This is a genomic window from Cecembia sp., from assembly GCF_007126775.1.
Classification (GTDB): Bacteria; Bacteroidota; Bacteroidia; order Cytophagales; family Cyclobacteriaceae; genus Cecembia.
The window spans coordinates 39,702-61,392 of sequence record NZ_SLAP01000001.1 but is presented as its reverse complement, the minus strand read 5'-3'; the positions used below and the strand labels follow the sequence as shown (position 1 = coordinate 61,392).

Sequence of the window (21,691 nt, the reverse complement as noted above, 5' to 3'; positions counted from 1 at the left end):
TATAAAAGAATTATCTGATTAATGTAAAAATCCCACGTTGTTGTCTTGCTTTGTTTACTCCATCCAGAGAAAAAACATATTCAATCATATAAGAATAGGTGCCTAAAGGAGCCTCTTCACCATCAATGCGCCCATCCCAACCAGTTTCTCCCACATAAAGTAATTGACCCCACTTATTAAAAATCATCAATTTAAATTCCACATCGCAATTACTGACACCCATAAACATGCCATCTCTTGGATCATAACCTGTTGGCATTCGTAACTGCGGAGCACCTTCCTTCATTTCTCCTGTGAAATCTTTACTACAACCGTTGATGTCTGTGATGTTAAGTGCAAAAGAACCAGCAGGAATGTCCATTATACTAGGGCCTGTACTCCCTTCCCATTCCCAAGTGATGGCGTAGGGTGCTACTCCTCCCTCGGGAATTACAGTCAAAATCCCATTTGGAATACCTGGGCAGGCTAATTTTTCAAGTTCAAATGCTGCTTCCAAGGGCTCTGGTGAGCCTATCTCAACCGCTACCTCTAAAACACAGCGCGCAGCATCGTAGACTTCAAATATATACTGTCCTCTTTCTAAGTTTAAAACTTGAATAGATCCCCCCATCACCAAGGCATTTTCTTCATTAAGGCTGTAGGGCGGCAAGCCACCATTAATGCTGAAACTCACATAACCATCTGCACTATCGTAACAGCGCGCATCAACCACTGCAGGACCACCATCGAGTTCCATTGGCAATGATTCCTTGATTTCAATTTGATCGAAATAAACCAAACAACCTCCGGTATCCTGCACTTCCACTTCATATAGCCCAACTGTGAGTCCTGTGGCTTCGGGAGCATCTAAATCCGGGTCATGGCTCCACTTGAAAAGGTATTCACCAGAACCTCCGGAAACTTCTAATCGAATATTCCCTTCATTAGAGCCTTCACAGATAAATGCTGTCATATCCTCTACTCTTGCCTGCAATGGAGGATTAACCCTAACTTCGAGCTTTTTGGAATCTCCCCCACAGCTTGGGTTAATTTCGCTGAATTCTTCATACCAAATCTCTCCAATGGTTCCGATTGCCCCCCATTCTACTTCTACTTCTGAGGCGGTTGGGTCAGACAAGATGGTTCCCCCTTCCACAAACCAGGAATATCTCCTGTTAGGCAACAAATCCTTTACTTCATATATATAACTAAGACCTTCCTCATAACAAATTTGACTCAAGCCTTTGGCCAAACCGGGCTCAATTACTTCGTTCACGAGGACTTTATATTCCATAATTTCACCCAAACAACCCTCATCTGTAACAGGAATCGCGATTACTTTCGCATCAGGATTGAAATCTCCCCATTTTATTTTTACAGCATAATCCTCAGCTTCCAATATTTCTCCACCGGAAACATCCCAGATAACTTTTGAAACATGAACGGCGTTTTGAAAGACGTAAACAGCCTCATCTATCTCGGGACAAACATTGTCAGGGCCTTCAATTTCCCCTTCTGTTTCAAAAACTTCCACCTCAAAAAATGCCTCCTCAATTTCATCACAGGACTTGGTACCAGTGAAAGCCAGGATTTTCACCTGATACACCCCAGCAGCATCGAATACATGATCAACCGTTCTTCCTTCCTTCACCTCTGAACCGTCTCCAAAAGTCCATTCAAAAATCTCGAATTTGGGGTTTCTTGGAAGAATGGTCCATGAACCATTTTCTCCAAGGCAAGCCACTTTATCTCCTGAGACATCAAAATCATAGGCTACTTCTGTTTCAAAGTTGAGGTTATTCAGACTTGCTCCAGCAGAATAACCATAAGATTCAATAAATCCTGATCCATAGGCATAAGCAATTAAACCTTCAGGGTTGGAAAGTGTATGGCTTCCTTCGCCCACCTTTACCCTGGCATATGCATAGTTCGGATTTCCGGGAACTGGATTAAACTGATTCCCTATGTTAATACCATCCAAAACAGTTAGGTTAAATGCATTGGCTGGTGCGATAATGTTCACAAAATGTTCCACGATCCCGACTACCCTTACCGAGGAAAAAACAGTCCTCTTGATCAATTGAGGGTTGGGGCTCAAGGTCATCATGGTGGGGTCTCCATCACTGGCTCCCTGCCCCGTCTGGATATTGCATTTGTAGCTCTTTGCAAAAACTGTAACTGCTACCGGTTTATCGGAAGTTATATTTGCTAACTCATCCCTACCAAATGTAAAAGTCGTGAATTTTCCTTCATTCAAAGTAGCCCTTTCCTGTCCATTGACAAAAACCTTGGTGTTATTTTCAGCAGCCAAAACTTTGACCATCTCACCGGATGTTCTCCCCGCCAGAGGAATATGAATGTATTCATTTCCCCAAGAAAAGGTTGGATAAATCTGTTGAAAAAGATGGTCTCCAGTAGATGCATCTTCGCAGTCCATTCCTACTGAAGTCATTTTATTGCCTCCAAAAACAGCAATGTTTTTACAATCATCATCGGATGAACCTACGACCCGTACCCTGGTTCCTGTCAGATCTCCAACAGCTTTTACCTGGTAACTTTCTCCACGCTTCAGATCCACAGTAAGCGTAGAACCTGCCGGTACAGGGATGGGATCCAAACTCTGAGCCGCGAGTTTGATTTCCACTCTGGTATCATCTTCGGTGGCCAAAATCAATAGGGTGCTTTCAAAGTTCCGGTTGGAACCCGGGTTGGTGCCCTCGGCAAAAGTTTCATAATGAGCAGTAACCCAATAATCCTTTCCTATGGAAGATAAAGGCAAAATAAGGGTCCCATCAGCGCTCCTTTCCCTAAAATTGAAGGCATGGACAGAAATGTTTCCGCTTGAACTGATATAGACCCCTTTATTTTCTATTTGCCTGGAGCTTCTGTGTATGATATCCATTCCATCCGATGGGAAATCATACACAAACTGCTCTCCCGCTTTGATAGAGAAGGGAATGGTGTTATTGACATATTGGATAACGCCATCGGCATCTTCTTCGGCAGAAATAATAATGGAGGCAATATCGATTCTATTGGGAGTAACCCTGTGGTTTTCCATAAAACCAACAAAAAATTCACGGCCTATAGTGGTCAATTGGGCCTGCACAGAATGCACGCTAAAAAACCCAATTAATAGGAAAGCTACTATAATTCCGCGGAGTCGCATTTTCATCTAAATCTCTGAGAGGACAATTTATCAATAATATTCCAAACAAATGAAATATTGACCTGCATAACCCAGAAGGTTTCATGTTGAATAATCTATTTGTGCGGCAAAAAGTTATGCCGTTAAAATAATAGCGTGAAAATTCCCCTATTTTCTTTGGTAATCAACTGCCCTTCCAATTCAAACCTGTATTGAAACAAGTAGGAATAAGTGCCCATTGGGGCTTCTTTTCCATGGATTTTTCCATCCCAACCCTCCTCTCCAGAATAAATAAGTTCACCCCAGCGATTGAAAATGCTCAGTGTAAATTCAATTTCGCAATTCGATACGCCTTGGAATAATCCCTCCGCTGTTTTGTAACCTGTTGGCATCCTTACCATTGGGGCTTTATCAATTACCTCTCCTACTCCCAAGGCGATGCAACCCCTGCTATCAGTAACTTCAACGGGATATATTCCACTAGACAAGTCTGTCAATAGCTGATTATCGCTATCTTGCCCTTCCCATCTGTAAACATATGGGGCATTCAAAGCTTTGGGCAATACCAAAAGCGATCCATTGGCCTGCCCAGGGCAACTTGGTTTTTGAAGCTGTACAACAAGTGTTTCGGGTTTAGGTGTCGGAATATCCAATTCAATCAAAGCGCTACACCCATTGGCATCTTCCACTTCAAAACCGTAGAACAATCCTTCCAGATTTTCAAAAAGAACTTCATTCCCCATTACTGTAGCCTCTTCATAGGCAACAGTAAAGGGGGCTATCCCACCAATGATTCGCACCCTTGCCCTACCATCTGCTCTTCCAAAACAACTGACTGCTTCACTTTCTATGGTGGCTACTTCCAATAATTCAGGTTGGGAAACCTCCAAGTCATGAATGACCAATTCACAAGCGTTTGCATCCCTGACAGTGACCTGATAAGAACCAGCCAATAGCCCTGAAACTTCAGGTGAGTCAATCGTTCCATCATGGCTCCAAGAAAATGAAAGTGGCGTTTGACCTCCAGAAACAGACAATTTAATCCTTCCGGAAGCATCACCATGACATGTTGCATCTTCAATATCTACCTCTTGCACTTCAAACCGTTCGGCAATAAGTACCTCCAATTCGGGAGCATTCCCCTGACACAGGTTATCAGACAAACTGAATTCTCTGTATTTCACCTTTCCCATTACTCCATGCTTATCCCATTGCACCTTAATCTGCCCTATTCCATTGTCTTCTAAAATCAATCCATTTTCTATGAACCATTCATATCCCCTTTCAGGGGAAGGGTTAGGTACAGCATATTCCCAAGCCTGATTCGGATCAAAGCAAACCTGCGTTGCTCCTACTGCCATTTCAGAGGTGATTACCTCATTGATGCTGACAGATAAAATTATAGGAGTCTGTGGACAACCATCCAAAGTAAATGGGATTGCTTGAACCGAGGCATTTGGATTGGTCATTCCCCATAAAACCCTAACTGAACCTTCTTCCTCATTTACCTCAATAATTTCTCCCCCTTCAACTTGCCATTCCAGCTTGGCATATTCATCCTCAGTTTTAAAATAATATAGCAACTCTTCCACTTCCGGACATGCCGAACTGATGCCCTTGATTTCGCCCTGGACTTCCTGGACCTTAACTGCAAAAATAATCTCTTCTTGTTGATCACAGTTATTGGGACTGATGGAAGCTATTACTTTTACCTCATACTCCCCTTTATCGCTGAATGAATGTTGGACTTCCTTGCCTTCCTTTTGCTCAGAACCATCCCCAAAATCCCAGATAAAATAGGTGAAAATTTCATTCTCCGGGAATATTTCCCAGCTCCCTTCCTGATTCAGACATGCCACCCTATCACCTTCTACTTCAAAATCATAAATGGGGCTAACTTCAAAATTGAGGTTATTGAGGCTGGCCCCAGCTGCATAACCATAGGATTCAACATCTCCGAAACCATAAACATAAGCAATAAAGCCCTCCTCATTTTGAAGGCTGTGGACCCCCTGCGCTATACCAATCCTTGCAAAGGAAAATTCTGGCGCCTGTGGAATGATGGCAAAGCTGTTCCCAATATTCTGACCGTCCAAAAAAGTACCTCCCACAGAAGAAGATTTCACAATCACATTTACATAATGTGAAGTGACCACAGGAAGCTGTATGGCATTGAAGGTTACGGCAGTAAGAAGCTGTTGATTGGGACTGTAACTGATCATAAAAGGATCCCCATCACCGTACAGCGGTGCACCAGGGCGGTTGCATTCCTGACTTTTGGCAAATACGGTAACAGCTGTAGGTTTGTCAGTTTGAATCAATTTGACCACATCAGGTTCAAAGTCCAATGTAATGTATTCCCCTGCATCCAATGTGCCTACATTTTGGCCATCTACGGTAACCTGAGTATTATTCTCTGAAGCCAGTACCTTGACCAATTCTCCGGAAGTACGACCTGCCATTGAAACATGCAGATAATCTGTTCCCCATGTTTTTATCGGGTAAAGATGCTGGAACAAATGGTCATTTGCACCCCCACAATCTCCTACAGAAGTCCACTTATTTCCTCCAAAAGCAGCTATATTTTTGCAATCGGCGGCATTGTCTCCTACTACTCGGATCCTTGTTCCTGTGAGATCTGCCTTTGCTTTGATCTGATAGCTTTGACCTGCATTTAAAGTAACTGTAAATGGGATATTCGCTGCATTTCCAGAAAGTGTAAAAACAGAAGGGGTTATTTCAACTTGGGTATTATCTTCTATTGCAACTACTAAGAAAAGGCTTTCATCATTCACATTAGGAGTATAATTGTATGCTGTATTTGCCCGCATGATTTCAAAATGTGAGGTGACGTAATATTCCTTTCCAAGTGACGCAATAGGAAGAACCACTGTGCCATCAGCGGACTTGATCCTTTCATTGAAAGCATAGACTGATATTTTTCCAGAGGAAAGGACATACACGCTTTTGTTTTCTACAATTCCACTAAACCTATGGAGCATGTCCTCATTTTCAATCCTGTAAAAAAACTGTTCACCTTCCTGCAGATTAAATGCGACCCGCTGGTTACGGTACTCAATAAAACCTTCCGCATCCTCAGCAGCTGTAATCAAAACAATACCAAAATCCTGAGCTGCATTGGCAGGGTTATCAAAACTATCCACCCTGTTGTTTTCCATAAATCCAAACATGAACTCCTTTCCTACGGTGGATAATTGTGCCATCACAGCATTCTCTAACAATGAAGAGAAAACAAGAAACAAGCAAAATTTATACAACTTGAAGGACATCGAACCGACTGAACATTTGATTTTCAATATAAAAAGCTATTTTGAATAATGTTTTAGAGAATAGAAGTTAATACGGAATAAACCGACAAATAATCATGAAACGTTACTGTCTCACATTGGATTTAATAGATGATGCTTTACTGATAAAGGAATATGAAAGCTACCATCAAAATGTCTGGCCAGAAATTCTTAAAAGCTTCAAAGATTCCGGTATCCTGTCGATGGAGATATACCGCTGGAACAACAGGATGTTTATGATCATGGAAACCGAGGATGATTTTTCTTTTAATGAAAAGACCAAAGCTGACGCATCAAATCCTAAAGTTCAGGAGTGGGAAAAACTAATGGGAAAATACCAAAAAAAGTTGCCGGGCAGTAAAGAAGAAGAGAAATGGCAATTGATGACTCAGATCTTCAAGGTGTAGCAAGGCTTTGTACCTTAAAATAATCCTCTTATTTTCAAGGTTTTAAATTTATCCGATTAAAAAATGGTTTACTTCCTTCCCAGCATTATTTAAATTTGAAAAAAGTTGGTATCTTAAGGCTTGCGCACCTTCGTTCTAATCCAAATAAACAATCAAACCGTGCCATACAAAGAACGTGAAATAGAAAAAAAATACTACGCTATTGGAGAAGTGGCCACTATGTTTAAAGTAGCTCCTTCTCTGATCCGTTATTGGGAAGGTGAGTTTGACATCATCAAACCCAAGAAAGACAAAAAAGGGAACAGAAGATTTACCAAAGATGATATAGAAAAAATCAGATATATCTACCAATTGGTAAAAGTAAAAGGCTATACCCTTCAGGGGGCTCAGGAGGTCATCAAGAAAGACCAGGAAAAAGTTTTTGATAAAGCAAGTATGGTGGACAGGCTTCACCAGATCAAACGTTTTTTAATTGAAATAAGAGAAAGCCTTCATGCAAACCCAGGTCAAAGATGAACAAATATTTGAAATTGCCCTCAACCTGATTCCGAAAATTGGTCCGGCAGTATACAGAAGCATTATAGCCTATACAGGTTCGGCAAAAAGCTTTTTTGAAATGCCTTTGGGTAAATTGTCCAAAATACCCAAGATCAACAAAAACCTGCTCTCATTTAGAAATGAAACCTCCAGGTTTTTGAAAGAAGCAGAGACCATTCAAAACAATTGTCTCAAAAGGAATATCGATATCATCACTTTTTCTGATAAAAACTTCCCACAAAGATTAAAGGGACTTGATGATTGTCCTATGATGATTTTTAAAAAAGGCAATACCCAATTTAATCCTTCCAGAACCATTGGCATTGTTGGAACAAGGAATGTTACGGAATATGGAAAGCGCATCACAAGAAAAATTGTAGAGGACCTTGCACCCTACAAACCTACAATCATCAGTGGTTTGGCATACGGGGTGGATATAGAAGCCCATCGCAGTGCCTTGGCACTAGAATTGCCTACTATGGCTGTTTTGGGATCTTCTGTAGAGCAGATTTATCCTGCCCTACACAAAAACACAGCGGAAAGCATGATGGAAGCAGGGGGTCTTTTGAGTGAATTCCCTCCAGGAACAGTGATGCATCCTACCAATTTCCCAAAAAGAAACAGGATCATTGCTGGTTTGTCAGATGCCTTGATTGTGGTAGAAGCGGCCAAAAAAGGAGGAGCGCTGATCACTGCAGAAATTGCTTACAGTTACAACAAAGAGGTGTTTGCGGTTCCAGGCAACCTTCAAGCTCCCTTTTCCGAAGGTTGCAATAACCTTATCAAAAGCATGAAAGCCTCCATTTACACTGGTCCAAAAGATCTGGAAGAAAGCCTATCCTGGTCCAAAGTAGGCCAAAAAGGAGAGCATACCAATGTTTGGGACTTGTCTGCATTCAATCATGAGGAACAGGAAATCATCTCTCTGCTACAAATCAAAAAAGAAGTGGAAATAGATGTGATGGCGCTCGAGCTAAACACTTCTGTTTCCACTTTAGCTATGCAATTATTAAATCTTGAATTTCAAGGATTTATAATTTCTTTACCAGGAAAAAGATACAAGCTCAAAATGACATAGATTACATAAAGGTGTCAGGTCTTGATTTTACTTGAAACTTATTGAACTATCTTCCTTAGAGTTCGACTCCCTGGGAGTCGGGATTCCCGAATATTAAAAAAACTTCTGAACCCCAGGTTACACCAAGGGCAAATAACCTAAAGGGATTAAACACCTAGTGGAGTTGATTCGTCAGCATTTCAAGCAATTACCTTAATGAATTTCAAAATACCTAAACTTCTTAACGGTTCAAACCTTCCGAGATCCGACCTCACACTCACCCTTTTTTCTTTTAGCTTTTGCCTTGGCTCTTATTTCTTACCTCCTGCCCATTCCAGGGATCATTCCTCCTAAAGCACGTTTGGCCCCTCCCATTTTATTCATTTGCTTCATCATTTTTCGCATATCAGCAAACTGCTTCATTAGGTTATTGACTTCTGTAATACTTCGCCCACTTCCGTTGGCTATTCTTTTTCTTCTGCTGCCGTCGATAACATCAGGATTTTCCCTTTCAAGCGGAGTCATGCTCTTGATGATGGCCTCTATGGGTTTAAAAGAATCATCATCTATATCCAATCCTTTCATTGCTTTGCCCATTCCTGGTATCATGCCCATTAGGTCTTTGACGTTACCCATTTTTTTGATCTGTTCAAGCTGGGAAAGAAAATCTTCAAAATTGAACTGATTTTTCCTGATTTTTGCATTGAGCCGCTTGGCTTCATCTTCATCAAAAGTCTGTTGGGCCCTTTCCACCAAAGAGATCACATCTCCCATTCCCAATATCCTTTGGGACATACGGTCGGGATGGAAAACATCTATGTTTTCCATTTTTTCACCAGTGGAGATAAACTTGATTGGTTTATTAACAACATGACGAATCGATATGGCTGCACCACCCCTGGTATCACCATCCAATTTTGTCAGTACTACCCCATCAAAATTGAGTCGTTCATCAAATGTTTTAGCTGTGTTGACCGCATCTTGACCGGTCATGGAATCCACCACAAACAATGTTTCTGAAGGATTAAGGGCTTTTTTCAAAGCTTCAATTTCCTTCATCATTTCATCATCTATAGCAAGACGACCTGCTGTATCCACTATGACAATCTTTTTACCGTTCTTTTTGGCATATTCTACCGCACGGCTGGCGATTTCCAGGGCATTTTTATTTTCAGGCTCCGCGTATACTTCCACGCCGATCTGTTCACCCAACACCTTCAATTGATCAATTGCGGCAGGCCTATAAATATCACAAGCTGCCAGTAATACCTGTCTGCCTTGTTTTTTGAGCAGATTTGCAAATTTGCCTGAAAAAGTTGTTTTACCTGAACCCTGAAGGCCAGAAATCAGCACTACAGCCGGATCACCTTTGATGTTGACGTCTACTTTGGTACCTCCCATGAGTTTGGTCAACTCTTCTTGGGTGATCTTTATCAATAATTGTCCAGGAGAGACTGCTATCAAGACATCTCTGCCCAATGCCTCCTCCTTGATGGTGTCGGTTACTTCCTTGGCCACCTTATAATTCACATCTGCATCAATTAAAGCCCTTCTGATCTCTTTGACCGTAGTAGCTACATTGATTTCCGTGATTTTTCCGGTACCCTTTAGGGTTTTAAAAGCTTTATCTAACTTTAAACTAAGATTATCAAACATGCCTGTATTCTATTTGTGGCAAAAATAGGAATTTATTTCGGTAATGCTGAATCTACCCTTAGAATTACAGCCCCCCAATCCATGTCTTTTTTTATAAAGCTCCTTCTTGATCAAAAGGAAATTTGAGATAATTGGGCCTCATTGCGTCAAGCTTTTCGCATTTATTCCTAATTTGCATGCCGTCTCAGAACAGCAATAAAGAAAATGCAAATCAATTTCAAAAAAGATATCCTGCCCCATCTCATTGGGATTGTCCTTTTTTACCTGGTAGTCCTTATGTACTTTTCCCCAATCGTATTTGATGGGAAAATTATATTCCAGTTTGATATTCTTCAATGGGAAGGTGCCGCTAAAGAAATTCTTGACTATAGGGAACAGACAGGAGAAGAAGCACTCTGGGCTTCCAGAATGTTCAGTGGGATGCCAGCCTATTTGGTAAGCTTTGAAGTCCCAGGAGACATTACCAATATGCTTACCAAACTAATTACCTTAGGCCTACCTCATCCTGTCAATTCCCTCTTTTTTGGCATGCTGGCCATGTATATTCTTCTTCTTAGTTTTAAAGTAAGATCTGAATTTGCAATCATTGGGGCCATAGCATTTGCCTTTAATACTTTTCATCTAATAAGTTTGGATGCCGGTCACAATGCCAAAATCTGGGCTATATGTCTGATCCCTTTGATCTTGGCAGGCATTCACCTTAGCATGCAAAGAAAATACCTTTTGGGACTGGCACTATTTGCATTTGGATTGATGCTGCAATTGAAATTCAACCACCTTCAAATTACTTATTATACACTTTTGATTGTATTGATTTATGGTTTTGGAGAACTGATAAATGCTTTCAAAAGTAAAAAAATAAAGGTTTTTGGGAAAGCTTTGGCGGTTTTGTCCTTAGGGCTGATTCTGGCTGTAGGTGCTAACCTCAGCAGGTTCATGACCGTATTGGAATACAGTCCCTATTCCACCAGAGGTCCGTCCAATATCAGTTCCATACAAGGATCCGGCTCTGGACTGGATAAGGACTATGCCTTCAATTGGTCCCAGGGAAAATTAGAAACACTGACCCTATTGGTTCCTTATCTTTATGGCGGCGGCAGCACGGAGCAACTCCCTGCTGATTCAGCCACAGAGCAGGCATTGAGGGCGAATGGTGTTGATCCTGCCCAAACCCGGGATTTTGTGAAAAATGCCAGGACTTATTGGGGTGATCAACCAGGAACGGGAGGTCCAATTTATGGTGGGGCCATTATGCTGTTCCTGTTTGTTTTGGGGATCCTCTATGCACCGAAAAAAGAAAAAGCCGTTTTTTTGGTAATCCTTGTTTTTTCAATATTCCTTACTTGGGGTAAAAACTTGGAGTGGTTCAATTACCTGCTTTTTGACTATTTGCCGGGGTACAATAAATTCCGTGCTGTTACCATGGCCTTTTCTATGACCCTGTTTGCGATTCCGGTATTGGGATGCTTGGGCTTGGAATATTTATTCCAATCTGTTGATAATAAAAAAATCCAAAAGCAACTTTTGATCGCTTTGGCATCCACCGCTGGACTGGCAGTATTCTTCTGGGTATTTGCAGGAATTTTTAGCTTCAGGTCTCCTGTTGACAGCAATTTCCCCAACTGGCTCGCTGATGCCTTAATGGAAGACAGAAAGGCCTTACTTAGGAGCAGCGCTCTAAAGACTGTAGTTTTTATCCTTTTGGCTGCTGGACTGGTATTTACCGCATTAAAAAACAAAGTTTCCGTGCAATTGGCAGGATTGGGAATTGCCCTTTTATTGGTAATTGACCTTTGGAGCATCAATAGGCGTTATTTAGGTGAAGAAGCCATGCAGTATAGTCCTTCAGAGCAGTTTTTTGCCATTACTCCTGCAGATGAGAAAATACTACTTGACAAATCTTATTACCGGGTTTTGAATATAGAAAATCCATTCAATGAAGCCAGAACCAGCTATTACCATCACAGCATCGGAGGATATCATGGTGCAAAAATGAAAAGGTACCAGGAGTTGATTGAAAATGTACTGAATCCAGAAATGCAATCATTTATACAAAAGGCTCAGGAAGGAGAATTTGATTGGCAAAGTTTAAGCGCAATTAACATGCTTAATACCAAATACCTTCTTGCAGGAAGAGGAGAAAATGCAGTTTTCTTAAACCCAGAAGCCAATGGACTTGCTTGGTTCCCCGAAACGGTAAATCATATCATCACGGATGATGATGAAATTAACATCGTTGCTGGAATGGACAGTAAGTTTGAGGCTACTGTAAACGAAATAGAGTACGGCAAGCAAGCGACCGGAAGGGGTACTGTTTCCCTGATCGAAAATAAATCTAATGAGCTGATTTATGAGGTCGATGCCCAAGAAGCCGGACTCGTCGTGTTTTCAGAAATTTTTTATCCTAAAGGTTGGATAGCCACGGTTGGAGGCGTGGAAAGCCCAATCATCAGAGCCAATTACCTGTTAAGAGGAATCCAGGTTCCGGAAGGGAAGTCAGCAGTGGTTTTTAAATTCGAACCTTCCGCTTATTACAATACCAAAACTCTGGTGGTTGTTTTCCAATACCTGATTGCATTGCTCCTTGTTTTTACTTTGGGCTTCAGCTTGTATTCAAAAAGAGAAAGGCATGACCAAGCCTAAAGTTTTACTGGTCAGCCCCTCTTTTCAATCTTTTGTCCAGGAGGACATGCGCATACTTTCAGAGAGGTATGAGCTGATCGTGAATACTTACAATTGGCAGCAAAAAATCTATGCTCCTTTTTATCTTTTTGCCCAATGCATCCATATTTTGTCAACAATTCATAAAGTGCATTTCGTGTTTGTTCATTTTGGTGGGTACTGGTCTTTTTTTCCCTCTCTTTTGGGTCGCTTTTTCGGTAAACCTGTTTACATTGTATTACATGGTACGGATTCAGCCTCCATTCCTGATTTGAATTATGGAAGTCTAAGGATTCCTTTATTGAAATGGTTTTGCAGGAAATCATATGAATGGGCAACTATGTTACTTCCTGTTAGCGAATCATTGATCCACACCGAAAGTAATTTTCTTCAAAAAGAAAAGCTTGTGAAAAATGGCATTTTATATCACTTCCCGGATTTAAAAACTCCGATCAAAGTCATACCTAATGGGTTCAATGTGAAATTCTGGAATATTGATGCAGCAGTAAACAAGGAAAATCAAAGTTTTATTGCCGTATTATCCGCTCCACAGTTCATATTAAAAGGTGGTGATCTCATCCTTGAGTTGGCCAAGAGGTTGAAAAGCTGTTCTTTTTTGATCGTGGGTATGGAGAGGCCAGGTGGTTTGCTAGTTCCCGATAATCTTCAATTTGTGGGCACTGTCCCAGGAAATCAACTTAGGGCGCTTTACCAAAAGACCAGGTTTTATTTTCAACTCTCCAGTTTTGAAGGTTTTGGTTGTGCACTTTGCGAAGCGATGCTTTGTGGATGTATTCCAGTGGTGAGTACGGTGAATATTTTACCGGAGATTACAGACAATAATGGGATTATTTTGGTAAAGAGAGACATTAACTTATTGGAAAGAAAAGTCAAGGAGCTACTAAACGCTCCTAAAAATGAAGGGGAACAGGAATTGGTCAGAAAATCTATTGTAAATAGATATGACAGAGAGAACAGAAAGAAATTATTATTTGATTTGCTCCCTTATTAACTGAGACCCATTCGATCATGGAAAAGTTTGTAGCCAAATTCACAAGGAATCTTTACATTATCCCCGGCGGGTATTTCCTGGTTCAGCTTTTAAGAACCTTATTTCAACCTAAGGTGACTGGACCAATATGGAGGACATTTACCTTTCAGGGCATCCGGATGAAAGTAGATATTTCTAAAAGTATGGGGGCTTCTATTTATTGGAGGGGAGCCCATGATTGGAGGCCTTTATTTGTTTTGGAAAAAAAGTTAAAAGCTGGAGCAACTTTTATTGATATAGGGGCAAATCAAGGGGAGTATGCGCTTTGGGCACTTCGGAAAGTTGGAATTGAGGGGAAAATCATTGCATTCGAGCCAATGGACAGCCTTTTTTTACATCTACAGGAAAACTTTAACCTCAATCCAAAATTTAAAGAGGTATTGCTTCCTATTAAAATGGGGCTTTCAGACCAGCCCGGTGAGATTTCTCTATACGGAAAGGAAGGAGATAATGAAGGAGTCAACACTATTTTCCCTACCCAATCCCATAAGGTATTGATCCAAAAAATAAGCTTGGATACTTTGGATAATCAGCTTGCCACCATTAAATGTCAGGAGGTAGATGTAGTAAAAATTGATGTAGAAGGTGCTGAGCTTCAGGTATTGAAGGGTAGTATAATGACCATTAAGAAATATTGCCCGCATTTTATTATTGAAATTAACCAGGAGGCTTGTAGGGCAGCTGGATACGAGGCGGAGGAAATATTACATTTCTTGAAGGGGTATTCCTATTCGTTTTATCAAATTGGACTCAGGGGAAAATTAAAAGCTATTTCTGACTTGAACGGATCTTTTTGTAATATTTTGGCCATGCCAAGCAATAGAGAGGAATAAAAAGTTTTTATAAAAATTATCCATCTATAGCTCTATTTTTGTTTGTATGAGAATTATAGCCAAACAAAGTATACTTACCACTTTTTCTTCCTACTTAGGGGTACTTATTGGTTATTTCAACGTTTTATGGTTGCTGCCTTATGTCCTTGAACCGGAACAATTGGGATTATTCCGTACTATACAGGATTTGGCTTTGATCATGGTTCCTTTTGCCCAATTGGGAATTGGAAACGGCATCACACGCTTTTATCCAAGGGTCAAAGAACAACAGTTCTCCTTCTTTACCATGAGTCTTTTATTGAGCCTTTTAGGCGCCATTTTGGTTTCGTTGTTATTTTTTGTTTTTCGTGATTATCTGGTGCAGGCTTTCCAGGCCAATTCTCCCGAGGTTATTGATTTTTTTGGAGTCGTTTTGCTCATCATGCTTTTTTCTGTGCTGAATTCCATTTTGGATGCCTTTAGCAGGTCCTTTTTGGAAATTGCAGTGCCAACATTTTTTAGAGAGGTATTGCTGCGGATTTTGGTCTCCCTTATCATATTGGCTTATTTTTTACAATGGCTGAGTTTTATCCAGCTTATCTGGTCCCTTTCAATAATTTACCTCGTCACTTTATTGGGAATGGGCATTTATATGGGCGCATTGGGCATATTTAAACTAGATTTTAGTTTCAGTGTATTTCCAAAAGGCTTCAGGAGAGAGTTTGTAAAGTATAACTTGATAACCTTTCTAGGCAGCACCGGATCACTTTTGATTATGAAGATAGACAGCCTGATGGTATCGGCAATGATCGGTTTAGATGCCAATGCGATTTACAGCATAGCATTTGCGATTGCTATTGTGATTGAAATGCCAAGAAGGGCTGTATCTCAGGTAGTCATGCCTGTGGTGGCTGAGTATTTCGCGCAAAATGAAACAGCAAAAATAGACAGATTGTATAAACAGGTGGCGGTGCATCAACTGCTTATTTGTTTATTGCTTTTTCTGGGTGTTTGGGCCAATATTGACAACCTTTACTTTTTTATTCCCAATAAAGAGATTTATGAGGTCGGGAAATGGGTTGTACTTTGGATTGCACTGGGAAAAATCTTCGATATCCTTTTCTCCATCAATGGAGAAATCATTGTTTACTCCAAGTATTACCTCTTCAATATCACCGCTACCCTTATTATGAGCGTATTGGTAATTTCCTTGAATTTGTTATTAATTCCCGAATTTGGAATAGAAGGAGCAGCTTTTGCCTCGCTCGTAGCCATGATAAGCTATAACCTTATCAAATATGTATTTGTAAAAATAAGGTTAAAGCTGGATCCTTTTACATGGGATATTTTCAAAATATTGATCTTGGGAGGGAGTGTATTTTTACTCCAACACTTCCTCATGTTCTGGTCAGCAATCGGACTGTGGGATATGATCCTACGTTCTTTATTGATTACTGCTTTGTATATATTAGGAATATTTGGATTAAAAATAGCTGTTAAAAGTCAGCAGGAATTGATTCAAAAAATAAAAGGACTCAGGCCTTAGAGTGTTACCAAACCTCTTTATTGACAGGATTTGAGCTGCCTGAAATCCGCAAACTTCCACTGTTATCCTGAATCTTGAGAGATACGAGGTCCTTATCGCGGTAGCACCGGAAAAGGATGAGGCCTGTTTTTGGAAAGGGCTTCACTCGGAATTGTTTATTAATTGTGAAGTCGGAACATGTCAGCGACCTGAGCCTTTGTGCAAATATACGGATAATAAATCCTTATCGTTGGGAATAAGAAAGGATATTCCCAATAAAATCCTTAAGACGCGCTTAAGTGTTGAAAATTAGGAATTTAATGATTGAGGTTTTACGTAGGCCATATTTTCTTTGCTTGCCTCTGCCAGTCTATACAAAAAAGAACTACTTTATGATATGGGCTTATTTTTCTCCTGTTAAAATGTCAAATTCACAGAATAAATAACTGAATATTTGAAAAGAAAACCGATTCAACCAAAATATTATTCTACAAAATTCACGTATTCATTGATATTATCATTAATTTTGCACCATCAAAAGGCACTATTGAAAAAATGTATCAAATCAAAAAGCTAATTGTTTGTTTGGACCAAACATCCTTGGATGAAACATTGGTTAGGTTTGCCTCTTTTATTGCAAATGCCAATCAGACCAAAAAAATCTATTTCACCAATGTCATAAGGAACCTCAATATTCCAAAGGAGGTCCTCAGTGAATTTCCCAGTTTAATAGAAAACATGGTGGAAGAAAGAAGATCACAGATGAAAGAGACAGTAGAGAAAAACTTTGTTTCTAAGGAAGATATTGAGTTTTCTTTTATTGTGAAGGAGGGTCAACTTTCTAAAAAGGTGTTAAAATTGGCACATGAAAAATCTGCAGATATGATCCTGATAGGCAGAAAAGTGAATCTACCTGGAACAGGAGTGATTTCCCAGCGATTGGCTAGAAGAGCCAGTTGTTCTTTGCTGATAATTCCTGAGAATGCCAGTCCAAAAATTGATCGGTTGCTGGTGCCTTCCGATTTTTCCGATTATTCAAAAGATGCGATGGAAGAGGCAATTTTAATTGCTGAAAAATACGGAAAGAAAACTGAAATCGTATGTCAGAATGTTTTCACTGTACCCTCCGGATACCATTTTACAGGTAAGAGTTATGAGGAATTTACAGAAATCATGAAAATGCATGCGGAGATCAATTTCAAAAAATTTATTCGAAAAATAGACACTAAAAACATCAATATTACGCCTGTATATACCCAGGATGAGGATGATGACCCTGTAGAGGATATTTTGGCCAAGGCCAAGGAAATCAATGCGGATGCGATCATTATTGGTGCCAAGGGAAGGACAGCCGCTACAGCTTTATTTATTGGAAGCATGGCAGAGCGCTTGATCCAGCTAAATGATGAGTTCCCCTTATTGGTCACCAGGCCGAAAGGCAAAAATGCGGGAATATTGGATTATATCTTAGAAATATAAAATCAAAGCGGGATATCCCGCTTTTTTTATTTAAGATAATTAAGGAATCCATTTAACCCGGATTATGCATTAGGATTCGTCGTAGCCTGTCCCAATGAATATGGGGAAGAATTCAAAACGCAAAAGAATCAAGCATTTAGCTCTCTCACCATCCTGTACGTATGAGATGGTGAGAGAGCTAAATGCAACGAAGTGATTGATTCTGCCCGCCGCAGCTAATGAGCTCGTAATAACTTGTGCGCCTTGATGTAATATTTCTAATGCATATTTCGGGTTTAAGCATTAAACCTTTCCCTATTTTTCATGTCAAAGAAGAACATGACAGTAATAAGTGATAAACAACTTTTGACGCGACTCCAAAACCCAGGAACTAGAGAAATGGGATTCCGTCAATTGATTGAATTGTATCAGAAAAAAGTCTATGCAGTCATTAGAAAAATGGTAATTATCCATGAAGATGCTGATGATCTTACCCAGATCACTTTCATAAAAGCATTTAAGAATATCCATAAATTTCAGGGCAACGCTTCCTTGTTTACTTGGCTTTATCGAATAGCCACCAATGAAAGCCTCAACTTTCTCGCGAAAAAGAAAAAGAGATTCTTTTTTAACATAGAAGACCATGAGGCAGTTATGAAAAATTATGTAGATTCCTCTCCATTGATAGCAGGAGAAGAAATAGAAAGGAAACTGCAAAAAGCCATCTTAAGTTTACCGGATAAGCAGCGATTGGTCTTTAACCTGAAATATTTTGAGGACCTCAGTTACGATGAAATCAGTAAAATAACAGACACTTCAATAGGTTCCCTCAAGGCATCTTACCATCATGCTGTTAAAAAATTGGAAAATGAACTGCGGTCGGAATAAACCATAAGCGTTCATAATTGTCTAAATATTGTATTATGGAAAAATTTAGTAAAAAAGAAATATTCAAAACCCCAGATAATTATTTTGATGGGCTCCAAGAAACCATAGTGTCGCGGTACGAGGGGGAGAAAGTAAGGCAAATCAGCTTATTCAAAAGGTATGCAGCTGCGGCAATAGTAGTTCTGGGATTTGCGGTCTATTTTATAAATCAAACTTCCGAACCAAATTTTACTGCTTTTTCTGGCTTACAGCAGGAAATTGATGTATACATCAATTCAGATTATTGGCAAGCAGAAGATATCTTGATGTTGGCAGAGAACCCCAACTCCATATTAGACGAGATCATCAGGAATGAATGGAGTGATTATGATTGGGAATTAGATGATTTAGAAAATAATATTTGGTATTAATTGCAAGAAAAAATGAGAAAATTAAGTTTAATTCTGGTGTTCATTGGATTTTCCGTTTTAGCATATGGCCAAAGAACCGGGCAGCAATATGATCAAGAAAAATTGGAATCAGCCAGAGTAGCATTCATCACGAATAGATTGGACCTTAAACCTGCTCAGGCGGAAAAATTTTGGCCTTTATATAACCTATATAGGGAAGACCGCATGAAGATGATGGAAGAGATGTCTTCCTTGAACCGAGATGCCAACAAGGAACTGGCTGATGAAAGGGCCTTAGCAATCATAGGGCAAAGGTTTGAGATTCAGGAAAAAATGCTTGCAAAAGAAAAACAGTTTATGAAAGATATCCAAGAGGTAATTACTCCCTCCCAAGCTGTAAAACTGGGAAGTGTAAACAGGGACTTTACTAGACAGGTATACCGAATGCAACAGGGTCGAACAAGAGGTGGTGGAGGCAAAAACTAATTCAAATATTTTGATGAAATCCATAAAAAATGTTGGAATAAATTAAAAAATCTGAGTATCCGTCATCTTACCCGTAGTAGAATTAAATTCGCTTAAAGCGCCCCTCGGCAAGCTCGGGGAACGGGTTTTAGTTTTGGGGAATCGGAGGAGGGAGGGAAGAAATGCGGCTTCACCGCATTTCTTCCCTCCCTCAAGTATTTATTTAAGTCCAGATGGCCGAGCTTGCCAGGGCCCTCCGATTGATACGTGCAACATTCCGAATAGTCAGATTAAAAAAGGCTGAATTCATTGAATTCAGCCTTTTTTATTTTTACGGTTTATTTTTTTAATAAATCTCTTATTTCTTCTAAAAGTACTTCAGACTTTGGTGGTGCCGGTGGTGCAGCTGGCGCCTCTTCTTTTTTCTTTTTGGCCGAATTAATTCCTTTGATGGCCATAAAAATAACAAAAGCAATAATTAAAAAGTCTACGACATTTTGGATAAAATTACCATAATTAAGAGTAACTGCTTCAATCTCCTCTCCAGCTGCAGAGACAGTAGCCTCTTGAACAATAAATACAAGATCCTTAAAGTCAACTCCTCCTAAAAGCACACCAAGTGGTGGCATAATAATGTCATTGACAAAAGAAGAAACAATCTTTCCAAAAGCACCGGCAATGATAACGGCAACAGCCAAATCGATAACATTACCTTTGACTGCGAATTCTTTAAATTCCTTAATTAAGCTCATACTTGAATATAGTTTAGTTGAAATGATTTTCAAATTTAAATAAAAACTTCATAAAAATAATTTTTAATCAAAGTATTTAGGGATTTTTAAAAATAATTGATTTTGAAACCTAAATTTCCCGAATATTCAATGGTTATAGATTAAAAATTATACAGATTACATGCAGCTTTATTAAGGGAAATGTTTAAAATTTCCTAACTTTCGAATTCAAACCTATTAAACATGATGAAAATTGCCTTAATCGCCCATGATGGAAAAAAGGCCGACATGGTTCATTTTTTAAGCGGCTTTAAAGACCAATTGAATCATGCGCAGATTCAACTGGTCGCTACCGGCACAACTGGTTCACATATTGAACGTGCTGGCTTCAAAGTTCAGAGATTACTTTCAGGTCCTTTGGGCGGGGATGCTCAAATTGCATCTATGGCTGCACAAAAAGAATTGGAAATGGTGATTTTTTTTAGGGATCCATTAGACAAACATCCACATGAACCTGATGTACAAATGCTCATGCGCATTTGTGATGTGCATAATATTCCGCTGGCAACAAATCCAGCAGCAGCACATTTGATGTTTTTACAATTGACTACAAGACTTTAAATTCCATGGAAATAAAGACAATCAAAAAAATAGCGGTTTTAACTTCCGGCGGAGATGCTCCGGGAATGAATGCTGCCATTAGGGCTACAGTTAGGGCTGGCTTTTTTTATAACCTGGAAATGTATGGCGTATACAGGGGTTATGAAGGAATGATCCAAAACGAGATCAAAAAACTGGAATCCAAACATATCAGTCACATTCTGGAAAGAGGTGGAACTTTCCTTAAATCTGCAAGAAGCCAGGACTTTAGAACCCCTGAGGGTAGAAATAAAGCCTATGAAAATCTAAAAAAACATGGAATTGATGCCTTAGTAGTAATAGGTGGTGATGGTTCACTCACTGGAGCCCATTTATTTTACAAAGAATACGGGATACCCGCAATTGGCATTCCGGGAACAATTGACAACGACCTTGCAGGTACAGACCTCACTGTTGGATTTGATACAGCCTGCAATACGGCCATTCAGGCCATAGATAAAATCAGAGATACAGCTACCTCCCATGACCGTTTATTTTTTGTAGAAGTAATGGGCAGAGATGCTGGATTTATCGCCATCAATGCTGGCATAGGTAGTGCAGCAGCAGCCACTTTGATCCCAGAGAAAAAAATGCCGATTGAAAGATTGGTAGAGAGGCTTAAAGCAAGAACCAAGGCCATGAAACAGTCCAATATTGTGATAATTGCTGAAGGGGGTAAAAGTGGCGGTGCAGCGGAGATAGCAGAAAAAATCAAGAAACAACTCCCCTACTACGACATCAAAGTGACCATTTTGGGTCATTTACAGCGCGGAGGTGCACCCTCTTCCTTGGACAGGGTGCTTGCAAGCAAATTAGGCGTCGCGGCAGTAGAAGGCTTACTTCAAGGGAAATATGATGTGATGGCAGGTATAATCAATAATAAAGTAGTATATACACCAATAGCAAAAGCGATAATTGGCAATAAGGAAGTAGATGAATATGACTTTAGGGTCGTAAAAATATTATCTACGTAAAAAAGG

17 protein-coding genes are annotated in these 21,691 nt (G+C 39.9%); 13 read left to right on the top strand and 4 right to left on the bottom strand.

Annotated features, from left to right (window positions below; genetic code table 11):
• Positions 1-10 precede the first annotated feature (10 nt).
• Both QZT73_RS00230 and QZT73_RS00225 read right to left on the bottom strand, forming a co-directional pair.
• Positions 11-3,154, bottom strand: a complete 3,144-nt coding sequence (locus tag QZT73_RS00230) for a PKD domain-containing protein (RefSeq protein WP_291786055.1) — start codon at positions 3,152-3,154, stop codon at positions 11-13.
• A gap of 116 nt (positions 3,155-3,270) precedes the next feature.
• Complete coding sequence (locus QZT73_RS00225; protein WP_291786053.1) at positions 3,271-6,351, bottom strand: PKD domain-containing protein; 3,081 nt, start codon at positions 6,349-6,351, stop codon at positions 3,271-3,273.
• A 161-nt stretch (positions 6,352-6,512) separates the two neighbouring features.
• Between QZT73_RS00225 and QZT73_RS00220 the strand changes: the two genes are divergently transcribed.
• The 3 genes from QZT73_RS00220 to dprA all read left to right on the top strand — a co-directional run bounded on the left by QZT73_RS00220 (position 6,513) and on the right by dprA (position 8,457).
• Entirely contained in the window at positions 6,513-6,842 is a 330-nt protein-coding gene (locus QZT73_RS00220) for an L-rhamnose mutarotase (protein WP_291784149.1), read from the top strand.
• 159 nt (positions 6,843-7,001) lie between these two features.
• Complete coding sequence (locus tag QZT73_RS00215; protein WP_291784151.1) at positions 7,002-7,358, top strand: MerR family transcriptional regulator; 357 nt, start codon at positions 7,002-7,004, stop codon at positions 7,356-7,358.
• Positions 7,336-8,457, top strand: a complete 1,122-nt coding sequence (gene dprA / locus QZT73_RS00210) for a DNA-processing protein DprA (protein WP_291784153.1) — start codon at positions 7,336-7,338, stop codon at positions 8,455-8,457. Before QZT73_RS00215 ends, dprA begins: the two co-directional genes overlap by 23 nt.
• A 297-nt stretch (positions 8,458-8,754) precedes the next feature.
• Here the strand turns inward: dprA and ffh are convergent, their stop codons facing one another.
• Positions 8,755-10,092 (bottom strand): signal recognition particle protein, encoded by a 1,338-nt coding sequence (ffh, locus tag QZT73_RS00205; protein ID WP_291784155.1) that lies wholly within the window; start codon positions 10,090-10,092, stop codon positions 8,755-8,757.
• 204 nt (positions 10,093-10,296) lie between these two features.
• On the opposite strand from ffh, the gene QZT73_RS00200 reads away from it, so the two are divergent.
• From QZT73_RS00200 to QZT73_RS00165, 8 genes are all read left to right on the top strand, one after another.
• Positions 10,297-12,735: a hypothetical protein gene (locus QZT73_RS00200; RefSeq protein ID WP_291784157.1), complete on the top strand. Its 2,439-nt coding sequence runs from the start codon at positions 10,297-10,299 to the stop codon at positions 12,733-12,735.
• On the top strand, positions 12,722-13,765 hold the full coding sequence (locus tag QZT73_RS00195) for a glycosyltransferase family 4 protein (protein ID WP_291786050.1): 1,044 nt from the start codon (positions 12,722-12,724) through the stop codon (positions 13,763-13,765). The genes QZT73_RS00200 and QZT73_RS00195 overlap by 14 nt, the downstream gene beginning before the upstream one ends.
• Positions 13,766-13,782: 17 nt before the next feature.
• Complete coding sequence (locus QZT73_RS00190) at positions 13,783-14,637, top strand: FkbM family methyltransferase (RefSeq protein ID WP_291786048.1); 855 nt, start codon at positions 13,783-13,785, stop codon at positions 14,635-14,637.
• A 46-nt stretch (positions 14,638-14,683) separates the two neighbouring features.
• Positions 14,684-16,162 carry an oligosaccharide flippase family protein gene (locus QZT73_RS00185; RefSeq protein WP_291784163.1) on the top strand — a complete coding sequence of 493 codons (1,479 nt, stop codon included), beginning with the start codon at positions 14,684-14,686 and terminating at the stop codon, positions 16,160-16,162.
• A gap of 534 nt (positions 16,163-16,696) precedes the next feature.
• Positions 16,697-17,620, top strand: coding sequence for a universal stress protein (locus tag QZT73_RS00180; protein ID WP_291786045.1), 924 nt, complete (start codon positions 16,697-16,699; stop codon positions 17,618-17,620).
• A gap of 318 nt (positions 17,621-17,938) precedes the next feature.
• On the top strand, positions 17,939-18,487 hold the full coding sequence (locus tag QZT73_RS00175) for an RNA polymerase sigma factor (RefSeq protein ID WP_291786069.1): 549 nt from the start codon (positions 17,939-17,941) through the stop codon (positions 18,485-18,487).
• A gap of 35 nt (positions 18,488-18,522) precedes the next feature.
• The gene (locus QZT73_RS00170; protein WP_291782637.1) at positions 18,523-18,897 is read left to right on the top strand and encodes a hypothetical protein; all 375 of its coding nucleotides are present in this window, start codon (positions 18,523-18,525) and stop codon (positions 18,895-18,897) included.
• Positions 18,898-18,909: 12 nt separating this feature from the next.
• Positions 18,910-19,362 carry a Spy/CpxP family protein refolding chaperone gene (locus QZT73_RS00165; protein WP_291782640.1) on the top strand — a complete coding sequence of 151 codons (453 nt, stop codon included), beginning with the start codon at positions 18,910-18,912 and terminating at the stop codon, positions 19,360-19,362.
• Between the two features lie 317 nt (positions 19,363-19,679).
• Here the strand turns inward: QZT73_RS00165 and mscL are convergent, their stop codons facing one another.
• Entirely contained in the window at positions 19,680-20,093 is a 414-nt protein-coding gene (gene mscL, locus QZT73_RS00160; protein WP_291786042.1) for a large-conductance mechanosensitive channel protein MscL, read from the bottom strand.
• A gap of 225 nt (positions 20,094-20,318) precedes the next feature.
• Here mscL and QZT73_RS00155 point away from each other — a divergent pair, with 225 nt between their 5' ends.
• Positions 20,319-20,693, top strand: coding sequence for a methylglyoxal synthase (locus QZT73_RS00155; RefSeq protein ID WP_291782664.1), 375 nt, complete (start codon positions 20,319-20,321; stop codon positions 20,691-20,693).
• Positions 20,694-20,698: 5 nt separating this feature from the next.
• A complete protein-coding gene (gene pfkA, locus QZT73_RS00150) occupies positions 20,699-21,685 on the top strand; it encodes a 6-phosphofructokinase (RefSeq protein WP_291782646.1) in 987 nt (328 codons plus the stop codon).
• The last annotated feature ends 6 nt before the right edge of the window (positions 21,686-21,691 follow it).